This window comes from Bifidobacterium sp. ESL0732 (assembly GCF_029395535.1).
Classification (GTDB): Bacteria; Actinomycetota; Actinomycetes; order Actinomycetales; family Bifidobacteriaceae; genus Bifidobacterium.
The window spans coordinates 392,486-410,337 of sequence record NZ_CP113920.1 but is presented as its reverse complement, the minus strand read 5'-3'; the positions used below and the strand labels follow the sequence as shown (position 1 = coordinate 410,337).

Below are 17,852 nucleotides of genomic sequence, written 5' to 3'. Positions count from 1 at the left end.
GATAACGTCAAGGTACGCTTAAAAATCGCTGAAACCTGAAACTTTCGGGCCTGAAACCTCTGGGTTATGGGTTCGGAGAATAAACGGGTTATGAATCCTGAGACGTGCGGACGGAAAGCTGGAGATGTTTCCGTACGCACGCCCCCGATTACTTGGCTTGGTTACTTTACTGTCGGTGCGACTACCTCCTTTACTTAGTGGCCTTGGGGGCGGTCAGGTCGTAGAGGGTAACGCCGTCGACCGTTTGGGACTTGAAGTTGGCCTCGACCCATGTGGCAATCTGGCTGGAAGCGTTGGAACCGCCCATCTGGTTGCCGCCCATGCCGCCGCCATCGCCGCCGTTATGCCTACCTCCCATTTCGCCGCCGCCGATGTAGTAGTGAATCTTGCCTTGCTTGACGTAACTCTTGAACTGCGCGAGCGTCGGGCTCGGGTCGGAGCCGTTGAAACCGCCGATAGGCATGACAGGCTGCTGCGTGGCCAGCTGGTAGCCGGACGCGCTCTGCGAACCCGTGGCTGCGGCAATCCATGTGTACTGGTCGGAGTCTTTCATCAGCAGACTCTTGAGTTTGCTGCCGACCGAGCTTGCACCGTCACCGCCAAGCAGACCGCCGGCACCGCCGTGGCCGTTACGCATGCTGTTAGCACCGCGTTGGCCTCGACTCGAGAAACCGTCATGGCGACTTGCGCTATTTTTGCCACTTCCACTGCTTTGGCCGTTGGTGCCGTTTTGGCCATTCTGGTTATTCTGGCTCGGCATGCCTGCTCCGAAGCCACCCTGACCTTGTCCGTCAAGGTTCCCAGCACCGGCCTGACCCTGACTTTGACCTTGAACCTGACCTTGTTGGCCACCACCAGGCATATTCCCTCCGGGACCTCCTTGGCCACCTTGACCGCCAAAACCTCCGCGTCCACCACGACCACCGCCGGGACCGCCAGGACCGCCCATCGAACCTGAAATCTCCGGGCCGGCCGTGACTATTGAACCGTGATGACCAGTGGCAACCGTATAGCCCGTCCATGCGGCTGGGCCGGCGTAAAGGGCGACCACGGCCAAAACGATGCCGATTAAACCAATCTTGCCGATGACATTCGCGCCTTTGCCGGAACGCAGAGCATGCAACGAACGTATCGGCAGCAGAGCGATAGCGGAAACCAGCAGCGCGAGCGTCGCCAGACCGCCGATGACGAGAACCGCAGGACGCAGCCACGGCAACCAAGTCGCGCGTGAAAGCAATTGCCCGGCCCACAGAGTGTTGACAAGTACCAGTGCCATCGCCATCAGACGCGACCACAACGTATCACGCCGTTCCCAGAGGCTTTGCACGGCAACGGCAACCATCACAGCAACCGCGGGTGCAAGAGCCACAGTGTAATACTGATGGAAAATGCCGCCCATGAAGCTGAAGGTCAGCCAAGTGACAGCCAGCCAACCGCCCCACACCATCACACCGGCGCGACGCATGTCGGTGCGACGAACACGAATCGAAACGGCGAGGCCGATGAGGATGCCAGCCAGCGCAATGGGGGCAAGCCACGAAATCTGGGTACCGTAGACCCCGTCGAAAAGACGCGTGATACCAGTCTGGCCCCACATACCGCCGCCTTGGCCTCGGCCAGTGTGGCTTTGGCCTAGACCTGCAGTACCAGGAACAGGGCCGGGACCTCCATCCATGCCGGTCATCGCGCTGTAGGCGTTGCCGAGGGTTTCGGAAATCTTGCCGCCCGTGGAACCGGTGCCGGCGTGGTCAGCGGGCGCGCGGCCGCCACCGCCTCCCGGAACGACAGAGCCTGTTTCATTGCCGGTCAGACGGCCGAAGCCGTTGTATCCAAAGGTGAGTTCAAGGAACGAATTGTTCTGTGAACCGCCGATGTACGGGCGCGAACCGGCGGGGACGATAACCGTGAGCAGGACCCACCAGCCGGCGCTGATCACCATCGAAGCGAGCGCGACAACACTGTCGACCAAACGTCGCCAGAATTTGGTCGGTGAGGCGATGAGAATCGCGAGCGCAAAGCCCGGAAGAACGAGAAACACCTGCATCTGTTTGGTGAGGAAGCCTAGGCCGATGCATACTCCGGCAAGCGCCAGCCACAAAGTGCGCTTGCGGTTGCCTTTACGGTCTGGTTCATATTCCAAGGCTCGCAAGACCAAGACCGAAGCGGCAATCATCAGCAAAACGAGCAGCGCGTCAGGATTATCGAAACGGAACATCAGCGCGACCACAGGGGTCAGCGCGAGCGTCGAACCGGCGATGATACCGGCCCAATTGCCCCAGTACCGGCGCACCGAAGCGTATAGCAGCCACACGCTCAGCACCCCGCAGAGTGCTTCGGGCAGCAGCAAAGCGAAGGAATTCAGACCGAACGCTTTGATGGAAAGCGCCATCAGCCACAACGCGGCCGGTGGCTTGTCGACGGTGATGGAGTTCGCGGCATCCGACGACCCCCATAGGAACGCCTCCCAGTTTTTCGAACCGGCTTGGGCGGCGGCTGCGTAGAATTCGTTGGCGAAGCCGTTGGCCGTGAGGTTGACAAACATGATCGCCACGCTTGCTGCCATCATGATGCCGAAAGCGAGCCAATCGAGCCATGTGCGTTTGCGGGCGACGGAATGGCGGACGGTGTGCACCGGGTCGGCGGAGACGAAACAGCCTCCGGGAATGCCGACGAAGGCCGATTTGATGCGACCGAACTGATTTGATCTTTCGTTCATGGTTTGTCCTTGTTGCATATGGTCAAATAAGTGAAGTGGCAAGCCTGTGCCGCATCCGCTTGATCCCTTCAAGGTCCTTGCGGATGGTGTCAGGAATGTCGACGGTCGTGCCCGCGTCCTCAACCCAGCGCACGGGGAATATATAGGTGGGCAGGCCATATGTCTGCGCAAGCGTCAAGAGTTCGGTGTCGAAGAACCATTCGTTGTCTTGTATTTTCGGCAGCAAAAATCTGGCGGCTCTGGCGCTGATTGCTTTGAAACCGCATTGCGCATCCTTAAAAGTGACGCCCAATGTCGTGCGCAACAACGTGTTATAGCTCCGCGAAATGAACTCTCGCTTGGCCGAGCGGGTGACATGAGACTCGTCGAGCAGACGGCAGCCACTTGCCACTTCGGCCTGACCGCGCAAAATCGAATTGACCAGCACATCGGTCAGTCGGACATCGGTGGATAAATCGACGTCCATATACGCCCGGACTTTCGCGTGGGATTCACCCCACGCCAATTTCAACGCACGGCCTCGGCCTTTCGCCGGAATACGGACGGCGCGGATGAACCTCGGATATTGCCAAGCCAAGCTTGCCGCAATCGGCCAGGTATCGTCAGTGCTCGCGTTGTCGGCAATGACGATATTCCAGCTGTATAGCGGAAAATAAGACGGCTGAGATTGCGCCAAGAACCGACTATGACGCGAGGAACTCAAAAACCTCATCAAGGCAATCACCGAATCGGCGAGTTGCTCGCATTCGTTGTAGACGGGGATAACAATGTCGGCATCCACATATGCCGGATTCCCCACACTTTCCGCGATGGAGACGTGCTCGGGCGGATTGGACAAGTCGTGCTTGGAATCGGAGGAAGCTTTGACGGAATGGAAACTATGCTGTGCCGTTTGCGGCTGTTGTTGTGTTGTCATAATGACAGTACACACGACGATTTTGGAGATACCCTCAGGCAATCGTGGGACGAAGCCCTAAACCTGTCACTAGTACCATGGAAGTTTACTGAGCATTATCTGAATATGATAAAACACGTAGATTGTTGTCGTTGTTGTTGAAACAGATCCCATGAAAACGGCATGAAGATGGCCCCGGTACGAGCCGGGGCCATCTTGAATTCAATCGATTATTTCTTGTTATTACTGTTGCATGCACATTAGGCTTCCCGCAACGTCGTATCGGAAATGGTTATCGAGGAGCCAGCGTCACTTGAGGTTGCATTGTCGAAAGTGCTCAACGACGAACCTCCGGAACGGGTCGAAGTATCCGTTTGCGATGAACTCGTTGCGTTGGTGCCGCTTGCGGAGGAACTTCCGGTGCCGCCATTTTGAGAACCAGATCCGCTGAACATATCTGAACCGTCAGCGGAACCCGTTCCATTGGATTGGCTCGAATCGTCCGAAGATCCAGAACCGTCAGACTGACCGGAATTCCCGGACAATCCCGAGTTGCCTTGGCCGGACTGGCCGCTGCCATCCATGGACTCGCCACCGGCACCAGGCATCGTCTGGCCCATGCCTCGACGGCCTTGGCCCGAAGACATCCGACGCTCAATCTGCTGACTTTGCGAAGGTACAACCGCTTGTGCCGTTGCGAAGCCGCCAATCGCGCCACCGGCCAACCCGCACGCCAGCGCGATGCCGATGATAACGCCCCACATCTTGCCGGAATGCTCCTTGGGCTTTTTGCCGGGTTGACCAAAGGGATTGGCGGCGGGGAAACCACTGGGACCATTCGGTCCCTCATTAGCCAGAAAACCTGGACCACCGACTGGCTGACTGCTTGGCATGTGCCCTTTGCCGCTTGCAGAAGGATACATTGGATATGCGGCGGCAGGGGCCGTATACATATAGTCATTGTTGTTCCGGTTGTTCGATGTCCCGAAGTTGGCCGTGTTGTTCGTGTTGACACCCGCATTATCATCAGCAGCGTTGTTCGCGTTACCGCTCACGTTGGTATTCGTGTCGTCGTTCGTATTCTTGTCCATCATGATGCTCCTGTTTCTGTTCCTTGGCGCCTGACCGATACCGGCAGACGATCCGGATGACTATCTACTGACGAAAGGAATGCCTACGACCTATGAATCATTGACGTCCGTATCGTCTTGGCAGAAAGGCGGTAAAACAGTAGGCTGTTTACCTGCCTTTCTGCGTCGATGGTTATATTGAACAGCGTCATCATGGGCGGGCGCTGTGGCGAACCCCAAGGAATTCCGCTACTTTCAACAGATATTCTTGAATGGAAGCTGAATGGTTGCTGAATTTGTCGAAATTTTCAAAGCCGCCTGTATCTCCGGCATTCCATATCCGTCAATTACAGAACCTTGTCGAACTCTTTGGGACACCGGAAATACGCTCGTCATAAATCAGCAATGCCGCGGACGAGAACGCTTCCGAGCCAGACACATGAACAGAATGGCTCCGAAGAGGAACGCGCCAGCCAACAACAGCACCAGCATGACAGATGCGCCAGTAGCCACCAACGGTTCCTTACGCCCATTCCAATCGTCAAGATTGGAGTCGACCGGTTGTATGGCGCTCATGGCTCGCCCCTCGACATTGACGATCTTCGTCTGCTCGGCATCATCCAGATGCGGAAGCGCGACAACAGTGCCACCAGGTTTGCCCTCATCAACCACTCCGGAAGAAGTGACGCCCTCATTGTTTTCCGAACTGTCCGGCCACAGGCTCGTACCCGCATCCTCAAAATCGATAAGCGGAATTCCTGTGACTTTGGCCCGGTCCATATGCCTTGCCGTAACGTCTTTCAACGTACCGACCACATCGACATGGTCACCGGGCTTCAGCACGAGGCTTGACCATCCAGACGGGTACCTGAAGTCAGTCACTTCACCGTCGCCGGCGAGGGTGGTATCGGTAATCTTCAGGTCGCTGGCCTTAAACAGAGCGCCATGGCCATTCTCATCCTCACTGGTATTGGTGATGGTGAAGACGATTTCCGTGTCCGACTGGAAGTTGAGCGCATCATCAGGATTGTCGCGATCGCCTTTCGGCCAGCCGCTCGGCTTGTCCCACTTTTCGATGTGCAGCGACGGAGTCAACTCAGGCGTGCGCGTCCAGACGACGTTCGACTCAGCTGTGCGTTCATTGAGCGTCTCAGTGAACTTGTTTTCATGACGTTGCTTGGCTTTCATACGCCTGACTTGGACGTAGGCGCTCCAGCCCTGCTCGTGCATGGTGTCCTGGGAAACGAGCTTTCGATAGAAATCAGTGGCGGCAACGCTAATTTTCATCTGTTCGCCGGATTGCGATGCTCCTGATCCATCGAGGTCGTCTTCCTCCAATTCTTTGCCGCGCAGGGAGATGCCGCCATCATCGGCGACAAGCGTGAACAGGTCATCGCCGAATTTGCCAATCGCATCGAAACCGCTGCCGGCTATTCTCTCTCCCTGATAGGCCAATACACTGCCATCCTGCGCATACAGATCTCGCGTTGCGTATACGGCCCACTGGCCGGTGTATTGGTCATAGGCCGGGTCAAGATCATCGACAATGGTCCAGTCATCGACAGACGGATAGGCCCGGTTCGCAGGCAGAATGGTACTGTCAAGGCGATAAAGGAACATATGGTTCTTGTAGACGTTCGAACCGTTCGCACTCTTGTCCCCTACCTTGATGACCACATCCTTGGCAGGGTTCATCGGCTTCAACGGATTGAACACTTCATTAGTTTCCTTACGTACATTGTTTTCAATCTGCGTAGCCTTGTTTTTCACCACATACCCGTCCGTGACCTTTTGCACCACGTAGGGTAGAGTGATGTGGTAGCGCTGGCCCAGAAGCGTCTGGTCGATTGCCGGTTCCGTAAGCGGATCATGGGTGTCCAAGGACGAGTATGACTTGAGATCGGCAGGCTGGGGGTCGCCCTTGACGATTTCGCCGGAAGCCCCCACGAACGTATCGACCTGTTTGGCGAAGACATAAAGTACGCCGTCGAGCACTTGGATATTGAACTTCACCGTATAGTCGCGCCCATCGTCGCCGACCACGGTGATGCCCGTGGGATCGACCTTCAAGTACTCCTCATCAAAGTCGTCGACGACGCCGAGCTTCCACACGTTGTAGGACTGGCCGGTCTGCGTGGCATCCAGATCGATGACATAGTTGCCGGAATCGCCCTTGAACATTGCCTTGCCATTGATGGAAACCGCAACACCGCCTGGTTTCTGGCTTTGGAACTCATGCTTTGCGGGTTTCAGAACAGGTGGAATGTTAAACACTTCATTGCTTGGCGTAAGCATATTGTTCAGCAGAAGCATCCATTGATTGTTGACTTTATGGTCCGTCGGCGCATCGAGCGATACCGTGCCTTCGAAACGAAGCTGCAATCCCGGGGAACCTTCGGCCCGCCATTGCCCGATAAGTTCGGCATCGGTGATATTGACCACGACCTCGTGCGCACCGTCGTCCCATTTGGTCTCATACTTCGACTTGGATATCACACGACCATTGACGAGATCCATGAGTTCCAACGTCTGTTTGTCGGGTTTGAGGTACTGGTCGTATTTGTCGGTCAGGGTGATGGACTTGACCTCATATGCCAGTGAGGGCAGATGCGGCTGGGTGTCAAGGTTGTATTCGACCTTTTGGCCGGGGTAAACGACCTTTCCGTTTACGGACTCCTGCGAACCGCCTTGCGAAGCTTCGCTGACGACATCCTTTTTCACTGGCGGGACATAGCCGCAAACCTTCGGAAGGTTCGTGGCCTTGTCCTGGCGGTTGACGGTAACGGACGCAGTATTGAGCAGATCCGAACCATCAGGATTGCTGCTGAACGCAACTTCGTCGCCCGGTTGTTTATGGAAATCTTCACGTACCTGCTTCGCGCCTTTACCGTTCGCATAGTTGGCGACGAACGGCACAAGCATCGTCACCTGCAGTGGACCGACATGGCGGGAAAGTTTCGCCAGCCAATCCGATTTCGCGGTTGCGCTGATTTTTGTTCCATTCTGCGAAATATCAAAATACGAGGTGACATCGGCATCGGCCACATTGTTGATGGCATCGACGTTCGAGAACGCACTTCCTGCAGCGGATGCCATGTACACGCGAACTTTCGAAATCGCCAGCGGGTCGACGAGATAGTCCGCCTTCCCATAGTCGTCACTCAGCGAAAGCTTGCTAATACCATATTCCAGCACAGAGGGATTGGTAATCGGCAGATTGACTACTGCACCCAACTTGTCTCCGTCGAGGAAGGTGAGATTATCCGCTCCAGTTGCGTTCGTGTGTTCCGGATCAATCACCAGACGCCACTTGCCGTTGGAATCAAGCTTCACCCAGCTTTTATCGGGGTTTGGGCTCCAGACATGAATTTGTGGCTCGTTGGTTGCCGAGGACTTGCCGTTCCACTGTTCACTGCCCTTGTTGGTCAGTGTCACCGTGGTATGGGCATCCGTATCTTTCAGCATGGTACCGTTGAGGACGAGCTTGACGACACGGTCGTTATACTGCCTGCCGCTTCCATTGAGAATATTGGATTTTGCAATGGCGGTAGTCGCACCGTTGGCCGTGGTGATGGTGAAATCGCGGGTGCGGTCGATGCCATCCACATACACTTTGGCTTTCTCGTTGGGGAAGAGCACGTAGTCCTTGATTTCGAACCAGTCGTCAGTGATGCTGTACCGGCTCATATCCTTGGCGAGATTCTTGGGGAGCTTTCCATTGACAACCGCCACTGCGTTGTCACCGGTCACATAGGTCTTATTGTCGGCAGCCACATTATTGGCATGTGCTTTGTCGGCAGTATTCAAGGCCTCCTGCGTATCTTTAACCCATGCCTTGTCCGGGTTGGGACTTCGGACCAACACGCTTGGCGTATTCGTATCCTTGTTATGCCCATTCCATTTTTCGTCACCAGCATTGCTCATGGCGATGGCCTCGGCGGCTGTTGTCTCCAATTTGAATTCACCATCCAGAACGAGTTTCACAATACGGTCGTTTGGTTGGTGACTGCTGCCACCGAGAATGCCAGAACCGGCTTGAGCGGTGGTTTTCGAACCAGTGGTGGTGATGGTGAAGTCATCAGTGCGGTCGATGCCGTCTACATACACTTTGGCCTTCTCGTTGGGAAAGTTCACGTATCGGGCCGCACCCGACCAATCATCGGTCAATGAATACTGGCCGAGATCCTGTACCAGGTCCTTCGGGAGGATGCCGTTGACGACACTGGATACACGGTCACCGGGCACGAATGTTCGGTTGTCGCTGCCCACATCATTTGTATGGTTCGGGTCGCCGACGGCAAGCGAGGCTTCTGGGTCGGTAGTCCATGCCTTGTCGGGATTGGGATCGCGGGTCGGGAACTCGTAGCGCGGTGTCGACACTGCCTCATGCTTGTTCCATTTGACACTTGCCTCATCAGAGACGCTGTTGACATTGGGATTATGGACAATCACACCGAAAGTGAACCGGAAAACATGTGCAACCGGCAGTTCGCCCATACTTGCGTCATGTTGTGCACTCACCGTGTTGGACGCCAGGTCCCAGTTCATATGGAACTGCGAGGACACGTCATCGCCGGTGGTGGAGTCAGTGACCTTCATGTCGTTGACCGTATAGTCCAACCCGTTCGGGTTGATCACATCGGAGAAGGTCATCTCGTAGCCGCCGCGACCGGTACTGCTCGAAATCGTGGTGGTATTCGTCATCTCGTTGGCGCTGGTGCCTTCCTTCACGCTTTTGGCCGGCGCTTCGGGTGCGACCGCAGCCACGTCCCACTGTTCGGCAGGATCGTTGCTGCCATCATGGGATGTACCATTCGCCATTTTGCCCTGCTTGACAACATTGGTGTCGAACCAATACTGGCCCTCCTGCCAATGGCTCATGCCCAGATCTGACGGACTGAACGATGGGGAATAAGAATCACCATTATTGTGGATGGCCCCCGTCTTCATCGCCTGTACTGCCGTCACGTAACCGTCAGGATGACCTCGATAATGCAGATAGGTATCGGCGTTCACATCCTCATAGATCGATGAGCCATTATTGCTTGCATGAATGGTGTCATGAACGGAGTCCGTGGCTCCTACGACCAGACCGGCCGGCGCTTGCTGTGACGTTGATACCGACAAATCATAATTGGGGATCTTCGGCTCGAACCTATTAAGCATGATCACTACAATCGACACATCGTCCGAGGCATACTGATCCACCAGCGAATCCACTGACGTATCGGGCTGATCGGCAAAAGGAGTTCCAGTATTATACGCGATTCCGCCGTTACTGTAGGTACCAGTGGAAACCTGAGCAATCCAGTTATCGGTCCACACGCTTTTCGGGTTATGAACCATTCCGCTGAACTCTTTGCTCGGACCAGTCATGGTACCCACCGCGACCACGCGACAGTCTCCCTCACCCTGACCAGGATGCGCCTCATGAAAGCGATTAGTGCAATTCGTGTTCGCCTCATCCAACGCCTGCTGGGCCACATCGGTTCCGATGCCCATGGTCACACCCATTTGTATGAACGCCGCGGTGATGGATCCCATGTCATACCCACCGAAACCACCGTCGTTGTTGTCCTTGTAGGCCCATTGTTGGGAGACATCCATGCTTCCGCCTCCGCCGCCACCGGCCGACCCGCCACCACCACCGGCGTATGCCGTGCCGGGAAGCAGCGTTGTCAAAGCCATGGCACCGGCAAGTAAACAAGCCAGAAGCCCGGAAACCCTTGATTTCTTTTTTTGCATCCTCATATAGCCCTCCGCTATCATTGAGGAAGAGGACGGTTTGCCCTCTTCCAATTATTGGAACCGTCGCCTTTCGTTCCGATCCGCCAAGAAAGAGATGAAAGGCGACAGTAAAACTTCTAAAATCAACCGATGGCACAAAAACCAGCAGCGTTGCAGCCATTACCCGGTGGTTTTTGATGGGCCATCCATTCCTTAAAGCTGTTATAACCGCCGTTGTGGATTCTCTCCGGCTGCTGATTGCCCTGCGAGCCGCCACCGGCTGCTTGCCCCTGTCCGTTCCGTGCTTGTTGCTGCGCCACCTGAGCCTGAGCCGCTGCAGCCGCTGCCTGAGCAGCCTGCGCATCGGCCTCCGCCTTCGCCTGCACGCTCGCATTGACCCTATTGACCGCATCATCCAACGTCTTTGAGGTCTGTTGCAAATCGGCGACCTTGACCTTCCGACTGCCTAGTAACCCGTTCGCCGCATCAATCTGCTGCGAAAGCACAGTGCGGGTCGCATCATCAGCCACTTTGCCTGCCGACGAATCCAACAGCTGCTTTGCCTGCCCCACCTTCGCCGTCAGGCCGTCACGATTATCCTTCAAAATTTTCGCGTCGCGACTGGCAACTACCGCTTTCGCCGATTTCTCAACACTTGCACGAGCCTTTTTCAACTTCACAAGCGACGCATTGGCCCTGCGTTGTTGCTCTTGAGCCGCCACATGAGAAGTTGCATTGCAAATAGGTACCTCCTTACGCGCCAAACCAGTCAACGCCTTTTGATCCTGCTGCAACCCTTCCCAAATTTTGGTATCTGCAACATCCGCTTTCTCTATATCCTCCGCGTCAATAGCATCCTTGCCGAGCGGCGCTTTTGCAAACTTTCGAATCTCTACCCCGGATTGTCGGCAATCCGAAAGCGCCTCTTCGCGGGCACGAACGCTCCAGGCTATACAGCCGACAAGACCTGCCACGACGATAACAACTATGGCAATAACGGCAATCCAAACTGCACGTCGCTTCCAAAACGGCTGGCTGCCATCATCCGAAATCTTGTCGTCTTCATTTGATCCGTCATCACTGACACTGAGCAAGTCCGTTCCAACATCCGATTCGCTGGGAGGCAGCACATTCTTCTCTCCGCGTTCATCGGCAATTTGTTCCGATTTCGCTTCATCGTTCATCGTTCTCTCACTTCCCGTTTGCAAACTGATAGTGCCATCGTTGCACAATTCGACAAGTTTCCGTGTCAGTTTCAGGCACTGTGGTCGAATGATAAGAGTCTCGGCGTGTTGTGGATAACTTAATTTTTACTATCCACATTTCGCTGTTTTGAGGTCGTCCTCGACCAAATCATCCACACAATTATTAACTATTATGTCATACATAAAAATAGTTATACACAAATTTTATCATTTTGCCTAAAAATATTCAGCATCATCAAACCTGCCTTTACAATGAACAATACGGAACGATTCAACGACGTTAAAGACAACGAGGCAGGAGCAATTATGGCAGCCAAGGCAACCAACCAGGAATTCAGCGAGCCAGCCACGCCGAGCATTCCTGTCACCGAGCCTCATCAATTCGGGCGGATAGTCATCATGTCGATCACCCCTGGCGGAGAACGAGGAATTTTCCCGGCACGCGTGGAACTTGGCGAGATGTTCACCGTCACCGCGCAGATTTTTATCGAAGGCCGCAGCCGTACCGGCGCCACAGCGGTTTTGCGGGACCCTCACGACGAAGTCAAGCAGCGGGTGTCCATGACTTGCATCAATCCCGGTCTCGACCTGTGGAAAGCCGAATTAATGGCTGGCCTTCCCAGCAACCTCAAGCCTTGGGACAAAGATTTCGACGAAGTTCAACGGCAGCTTGGCGAGTGGACGGTTGTGCTCGAGGGCTGGGAGGACGTGTATGCCTCTTGGCTCGCCGATGCCAGAATCAAGGTCGACGTGAACGACGATGCCGAGAACGCCCTGATTTCCGGATCACAATTACTGGAACGTTGGGCCGGAAACAAGGATGCCGAACTTGACGGCAGCCAACAAAATATCTTGCGTAAGGCGGCCCAACAGCTTGCCGACGACACATTGGATATCAAGCAACGGCTTGCCGCCGCCGACAATCCGGCCATTGCAGCACTCCATCGCTCGAACCCGTTACGTGACGGACTGACCGCGAGCGCACCGCAACGTTTCAAGGTCGAGCGCCCCGAATCAAGCTTCACCGCTTGGTACCAGTTCTTCCCACGTTCGGAAGGTGCAACCCGCGATCCGAAAACCGGCGAAATCACCCAAGGAACGCTCAAAACTGCTCTGTCCGGACTCGACCGCGCGAAGGCCGAAGGCTTCGACGTAGTCTATCTGCCACCGATTTTCCCCATCGGCGTCACCAACCGCAAGGGACGCAACAACGCTTTGGTCGCGGGCCCAAACGACCCCGGCTCCCCCTTCGGCATCGGTTCATCGCTCGGCGGGCACGACACGGTAGATCCGCTGCTCGGCACGATGGACGATTTCAAGGCGTTCTGCGCCTACGCTCACAAGTTGGGACTCGAAATCGCGCTGGACTTCGCGCTGCAATGCTCGCCTGACCATCCGTGGGTTCGTGAGCACCCGAACTGGTTCCGCCACAAACCCGACGGCACCATCGCGTTCGCCGAAAACCCGCCGAAAAAATATCAGGACATCTACCCCATCGATTTCAATATCGACATGCCCGGCATCGAGCGCGAGACCGAGCGGATCATGGACCTCTGGATTGCCGCCGGTGTCACGATATTCCGTATCGACAACCCGCACACCAAGCCGGTGCGTTTCTGGCAGGATGTCATCGAGGCCGTGCAACGCAGGCACCCAGAAATCCTGTTCCTTGCCGAAGCCTTCACCCGCCCGGCCATCATGCGAGCGCTGAGCCTCGCCGGCTTCACCCAGTCGCACAGCTACTTCCCCTGGCGCAATACCAAGGACGAGGTCGCCGAATACCTACAGACCACCAACAGCGACGAAGCCTATTACCAGCGCAACACGTTCTGGCCGACCACGCCCGACATCCTGACCGACTACCTGCGTGACAACGGGCCGGTTGGCCACAAAGTGCGCGCTGTACTCGCAGCGATGGGATCGCCTTCTTGGGGCATCTACAACGGCTACGAACTCGTTGAAAACCGGCAACAGGAAGGCCGTGAGGAACAGGCCGACAACGAGAAATACGAAATCAAGGTGCGCGACTGGAACGAGGCCGAAGAATATGACATCGCCGAGCTGTTGACCGACCTCAATCGCATCCGTCGTGCACATTCCGCATGCCGCAGCTATCACGATCTGACAATGCTTTGGACCAGCGACCCGAACATTGTCGCCTTCGCTCGTTACGTTCCGCCAATGCCAGCTGACGTGGCAGGCAAACAAGATAATGATGACGCCACCAATAATCCGGAAGACCCGACTTTGGGCGACACCCTCATCGTCGTGGTGAACCTCGATTGCAAAGCCACCCACACCTCGGAAGTGAACTTCGATCCGGCGTTGTTCGGCCTGCCTCGCGACCACACCTTCGACGTCCACGACGAGCTTGGCAGCGGCGCCTCCACATGGTCCAGCAACAACAAGGTCACCCTCAACCCTGCCGAGCGCCCAGCCTACATTTTCAGCATCGCTGAAACCGAGTCGGAATAACAGACATCCGCAGCCAATCACGAAATGAGGCAGAGAATCGTATCGGCGAGTATCTGCGCTAGACTTGGTTTCGGTAACAAAACCGTACACATAACGTACGCAAGGCACGTTCAAAAGGAGCAAACATGGCTGAGACATTCAATGTCCTCGTTGAGATTCCGCGCGGATCAAAGAACAAGTATGAAGTGGACCAGGAGACGGGCCGTATCGTGCTCGACCGCACCCTCTTCACCGCGATGGGCTATCCGGATGATTACGGCTACATCGAGGGCACGCTGGGCGAGGACGGCGATCCGCTCGACGCGCTCGTGATGATTCCGAACTCGGTCTTCCCGGGCTGCGTCATCAAGTGCCGCGCTGTGGCACTCTATCACATGGAAGACGAAGAGGGCGGCGACGACAAGGTGCTGTGCGTGCCCGCCGACGTGCGCTTCGACGACATCAAGGATGTCGACGACGTCAACGAATATCACAAGGCTGAAATCAAGCATTTCTTCGAGCAGTACAAGGCTCTGGAGCCCGGCAAGGAAGTCATGCCCGGCGATTATTGGACCGGCGTCGAAGAGGCCGAGAAGCAGATCGTGGCCGCCCGCGAACGTCTCGCCGCCTCCAAGAAGTGAACAATCGCTTAGAATAAAATCTATTCAATATCCGGAAACGTTATTATGACGTCTCCGGATATTTTTAAAACCAATGTTTTATCACGTTATTCATAGGTTCGGTTTTTAAAATCTTTTTTAAATAATGGATATGTCCCAAGGATGGAACAGCAAGACAAAGCTAAGCCTTGAAATAAAAACCAACAGGTGCTTCTAACTAATACAAGAAAACCGGAAACGACTGTGCAATTGATACCTACAATCGTACTTTATTACAAGAATCTTCTCTCGGGAAATACCTTATTTATTCTTAGAGTTATTCGCAGGCCCCAACGTGCGGCCGGGCACGAATTCGCCTTTAACAAGCATCTGCCCAGGTTGTATTGTTTCATCTGCAATTCGTGCGCTGACCATATCAACAGCGGCCTTTGCCAACTCAGCAACTGGCTGTTTAACGGTGGTAATTCCCAAAAGTGGGGAGCCATAAGGTCCCATGCCGTCAAAACCTGTAACCGATATCTCGTTGGGACAGTCAATTCCAAGTTCGTCAAGATATTCCAAGATCGACAACGCAATGGCATCACTACTTGCCATAATTGCTGTCGCGCCATCTTCCATCGCCTCGTCCACAGCTTTATGCAAAGGCTCTCCGGTATCGGATTTCAGCGACATGATGTAGGTACGAACCCCTGAAATCACCAACTGAGTCAAAAAATTAGCGGTCCTTGCATGCAACGATGAAGTAAGGGGACTGCTAGAAGCAGTCACCGCAACACAGCGATGACCATAACCGGCCACTGTTTTGGCCAAGTTGCTTTCGGTCTTAGGGTCGATTCTTACCGAATTGACGGTCTGCAAATCAAGACCCGAAGCCAACGCGACCGTAGGTACGAATTTGGCCGAATACTCTACTACGGACGCCGCCACACGACCAGAAGAAACAATGATGCCACCAACGTTATGGCCAAGCAAACAGCGAACTGCATGCATCTGACTGTCGATATTATCTGCACATGAAACAATCAATAAGTCGAAACCCGCTTTGGCGGACTCATTGCGTACGCAAGAAGCTACAGCACCATAGAAGTAGTTGTCCAAATCACGAACCAACAATCCAATGGTCATGGTTTGAGAGGATGCCAAAGAGACCGCGCCCAAATTGCGTACATACCCTAAAGCATCAGCAGCATTCAGTACCGCCACTTTCGTTTTTGAACTGACGGTATCCGAATCATTTAATACACGTGAAACAGTGGCCGGAGAGACTCCTGCAGCATGTGCCACATCTGCCATACTTACACGGTGCTTATACTGCTGCATAAGTCTCTCCTTTCAAAAATATCGCTTAAACGCTACTTTACCTCAATGACCACTTAGCTAGTCGGTCGAAACTAAACACACCTTCTTTAGGTGACTCAGTGACTTCCACAAGCCAAACCTGGTTGATGTGCATGTTCGTTTCCACCGAAACCTCGTCCAGTTTTCGCTGAATCTGACTATCTGTGGCCTTATCGGCATCTTGGACGCAGTAAGCGAGCGTATAGTGGGGGCCAAATGGTGGTTCCATCACGGCACTGCCCAACCCGCTGCCCTTGAACGCCTCCCTAATGGAGTCAACCAGCTGTTGCCATTTGACTCTTTCTTTGCCGACCACTTCAACAGCGGTCTGACGAACCTGCGGCTTTACGAAATCTATACCAAAAGCATCCAATTCCGTTATACGCGATTCTAGTTCTGTAAGAAGGCGTTCCCATTGCTTATCATCCAAATCTGAGCGGTACAAATCTAGACGTTGCAAGGTCATGTGGAGATAATCCAAGGGCTGTATTGCCAGTTGAGGCACGTCCTTTAATACCTGGTCAGCACGACGGGCGTCATTTACCAAATCAGAATCGGGTTTAGGTAATGCATATACATGCAATGCCCCTTTTGGATTTCGCCAGCGTGTAACCGGTTGGTCAAAAAAACGACGCATTACTCCTCCGCAACATTACTTTCAGGAACAACCCATAACGTGTCAGCATCCACTCGGCAGGTCACTGGGACGCCATTGCTAAACGGCGTTGTCGCCCCAGGTGCGCTACCTGTAAGATGACCGACGTCAGAGTCAAGTTCATATTGCACAGCCTCTCCATCAAAAGCAGAAGAAGTGATCTGAGCATCGATATTGACAATATGGTCGCCTGCGGTTGCCTCTGATTCGTCTTTGTTTGCAGAGCCTGAGTCAGCATCTTCAACACGATTCCCGACAAGGAGATTCTCTGCTCTCAGCAATATCGCAGCCTTGTCTCCGGGTTTAAGACCGGAAACTCCACGAACATGCAGATTACCGAGACTCGTCTCCAACGTATACACATCAGCATCGCTTGCGTGCTTGTCCAGTTGAACGACCTTGGCACCCATAAAATTGTCAGTGCCAAGGAACGAGGCCACAAAGCGGTTGGACGGACGATGGTAAATTTCCCAAGGCGTTCCGACCTGCTCTACTTTTCCATTGCTCATCACAACGATGACGTCTGCCATAGTCAGAGCTTCGGACTGATCATGGGTGACGAAAATCGCGGTAATCCCCAACCTCTGCTGAAGCTGACGAATCTCACCACGCATCTTCACACGCAGTTTTGCATCCAAATTGGAAAGCGGCTCATCGAAAAGGATGATCTCAGGCTCCATCACCAACGCGCGAGCCAAAGCGACACGCTGCTGCTGACCACCTGAAAGCTGATTGGGGTAACGATTGGCATATTCCTCAATACCCATCATCTTCAAGGCATCGTTGGCTTTTTTGGTATATTCCTGCTTACTTAATTTCTGCAGTTTTAGACCAAATTCCACGTTTCCCAGAACGGTCAGGTGCGGAAACAGCGCATAAGACTGAAACACCATTGACATCGGGCGCTTATCGGCAGGGACTTCCAGCACACTCTTCCCATCGACAAGGATGTCTCCGCCCGTCGGCTGTTCAAAGCCAGCAATCATACGCAGCGTTGTGGTCTTTCCGCATCCGGAGGGCCCAAGCAACGTGACGAAGGTACCGGGTTTGATGTCGAGGCTCGTGCCTTGAACTGCGGTAAAATCGCCTTTCTTTCCTGGATAGATTTTACTGACATTTCGCAGCGTCAGAGCACCGTTGGTTTTGCTTTCCTGTTTTAATTCTTGAGTCAT

General features: G+C 54.3%; 10 protein-coding genes. 2 read left to right on the top strand and 8 right to left on the bottom strand.

Going from position 1 to position 17,852, the window contains the following annotated elements; translation table 11 throughout:
• Nucleotides 1–190: 190 nt before the first annotated feature.
• The 5 genes from OZX70_RS01360 to OZX70_RS01340 all read right to left on the bottom strand — a co-directional run bounded on the left by OZX70_RS01360 (nucleotide 191) and on the right by OZX70_RS01340 (nucleotide 11,592).
• Complete coding sequence (locus tag OZX70_RS01360) at nucleotides 191–2,716, bottom strand: glycosyltransferase family 39 protein (protein ID WP_277181408.1); 2,526 nt, start codon at nucleotides 2,714–2,716, stop codon at nucleotides 191–193.
• Between the two features lie 22 nt (nucleotides 2,717–2,738).
• Nucleotides 2,739–3,632 carry a glycosyltransferase gene (locus tag OZX70_RS01355; RefSeq protein WP_277181406.1) on the bottom strand — a complete coding sequence of 298 codons (894 nt, stop codon included), beginning with the start codon at nucleotides 3,630–3,632 and terminating at the stop codon, nucleotides 2,739–2,741.
• Nucleotides 3,633–3,871: 239 nt separating this feature from the next.
• Nucleotides 3,872–4,705 carry a hypothetical protein gene (locus OZX70_RS01350; RefSeq protein WP_277181404.1) on the bottom strand — a complete coding sequence of 278 codons (834 nt, stop codon included), beginning with the start codon at nucleotides 4,703–4,705 and terminating at the stop codon, nucleotides 3,872–3,874.
• Nucleotides 4,706–5,080: 375 nt separating this feature from the next.
• Nucleotides 5,081–10,432 (bottom strand): LPXTG cell wall anchor domain-containing protein, encoded by a 5,352-nt coding sequence (locus OZX70_RS01345; protein ID WP_277181401.1) that lies wholly within the window; start codon nucleotides 10,430–10,432, stop codon nucleotides 5,081–5,083.
• 119 nt (nucleotides 10,433–10,551) lie between these two features.
• On the bottom strand, nucleotides 10,552–11,592 hold the full coding sequence (locus OZX70_RS01340; RefSeq protein ID WP_277181399.1) for a hypothetical protein: 1,041 nt from the start codon (nucleotides 11,590–11,592) through the stop codon (nucleotides 10,552–10,554).
• A gap of 327 nt (nucleotides 11,593–11,919) precedes the next feature.
• On the opposite strand from OZX70_RS01340, the gene OZX70_RS01335 reads away from it, so the two are divergent.
• Nucleotides 11,920–14,088: an alpha-1,4-glucan--maltose-1-phosphate maltosyltransferase gene (locus OZX70_RS01335; protein WP_277181397.1), complete on the top strand. Its 2,169-nt coding sequence runs from the start codon at nucleotides 11,920–11,922 to the stop codon at nucleotides 14,086–14,088.
• A gap of 125 nt (nucleotides 14,089–14,213) precedes the next feature.
• Nucleotides 14,214–14,708: an inorganic diphosphatase gene (locus OZX70_RS01330; RefSeq protein WP_277181395.1), complete on the top strand. Its 495-nt coding sequence runs from the start codon at nucleotides 14,214–14,216 to the stop codon at nucleotides 14,706–14,708.
• 279 nt (nucleotides 14,709–14,987) lie between these two features.
• Here OZX70_RS01330 and OZX70_RS01325 read toward each other — a convergent pair whose 3' ends face one another.
• From OZX70_RS01325 to OZX70_RS01315, 3 genes are read right to left on the bottom strand one after another with little or no spacing between them, the layout of a single operon-like run.
• Nucleotides 14,988–16,007 carry a LacI family DNA-binding transcriptional regulator gene (locus OZX70_RS01325; RefSeq protein WP_277181393.1) on the bottom strand — a complete coding sequence of 340 codons (1,020 nt, stop codon included), beginning with the start codon at nucleotides 16,005–16,007 and terminating at the stop codon, nucleotides 14,988–14,990.
• Between the two features lie 37 nt (nucleotides 16,008–16,044).
• On the bottom strand, nucleotides 16,045–16,662 hold the full coding sequence (locus tag OZX70_RS01320) for a 2'-5' RNA ligase family protein (protein WP_277181391.1): 618 nt from the start codon (nucleotides 16,660–16,662) through the stop codon (nucleotides 16,045–16,047).
• A complete protein-coding gene (locus OZX70_RS01315; RefSeq protein WP_277181389.1) occupies nucleotides 16,662–17,852 on the bottom strand; it encodes an ABC transporter ATP-binding protein in 1,191 nt (396 codons plus the stop codon). Before OZX70_RS01315 ends, OZX70_RS01320 begins: the two co-directional genes overlap by 1 nt.

Bases quoted from the DNA above. Each gene is read 5' to 3' on its own strand.
- OZX70_RS01360 (WP_277181408.1), bottom strand. From the start codon at position 2,716: ATGAACGAAAGATCAAATCAGTTCGGTCGCATCAAATCGGCCTTCGTC.
- OZX70_RS01320 (WP_277181391.1), bottom strand. From the start codon at position 16,662: ATGCGTCGTTTTTTTGACCAACCGGTTACACGCTGGCGAAATCCAAAA.
- OZX70_RS01330 (WP_277181395.1), top strand. From the start codon at position 14,214: ATGGCTGAGACATTCAATGTCCTCGTTGAGATTCCGCGCGGATCAAAG.
- OZX70_RS01355 (WP_277181406.1), bottom strand. From the start codon at position 3,632: ATGACAACACAACAACAGCCGCAAACGGCACAGCATAGTTTCCATTCC.
- OZX70_RS01325 (WP_277181393.1), bottom strand. From the start codon at position 16,007: ATGCAGCAGTATAAGCACCGTGTAAGTATGGCAGATGTGGCACATGCT.
- OZX70_RS01315 (WP_277181389.1), bottom strand. From the start codon at position 17,852: ATGACTCAAGAATTAAAACAGGAAAGCAAAACCAACGGTGCTCTGACG.
- OZX70_RS01335 (WP_277181397.1), top strand. From the start codon at position 11,920: ATGGCAGCCAAGGCAACCAACCAGGAATTCAGCGAGCCAGCCACGCCG.
- OZX70_RS01350 (WP_277181404.1), bottom strand. From the start codon at position 4,705: ATGATGGACAAGAATACGAACGACGACACGAATACCAACGTGAGCGGT.
- OZX70_RS01340 (WP_277181399.1), bottom strand. From the start codon at position 11,592: ATGAACGATGAAGCGAAATCGGAACAAATTGCCGATGAACGCGGAGAG.
- OZX70_RS01345 (WP_277181401.1), bottom strand. From the start codon at position 10,432: ATGAGGATGCAAAAAAAGAAATCAAGGGTTTCCGGGCTTCTGGCTTGT.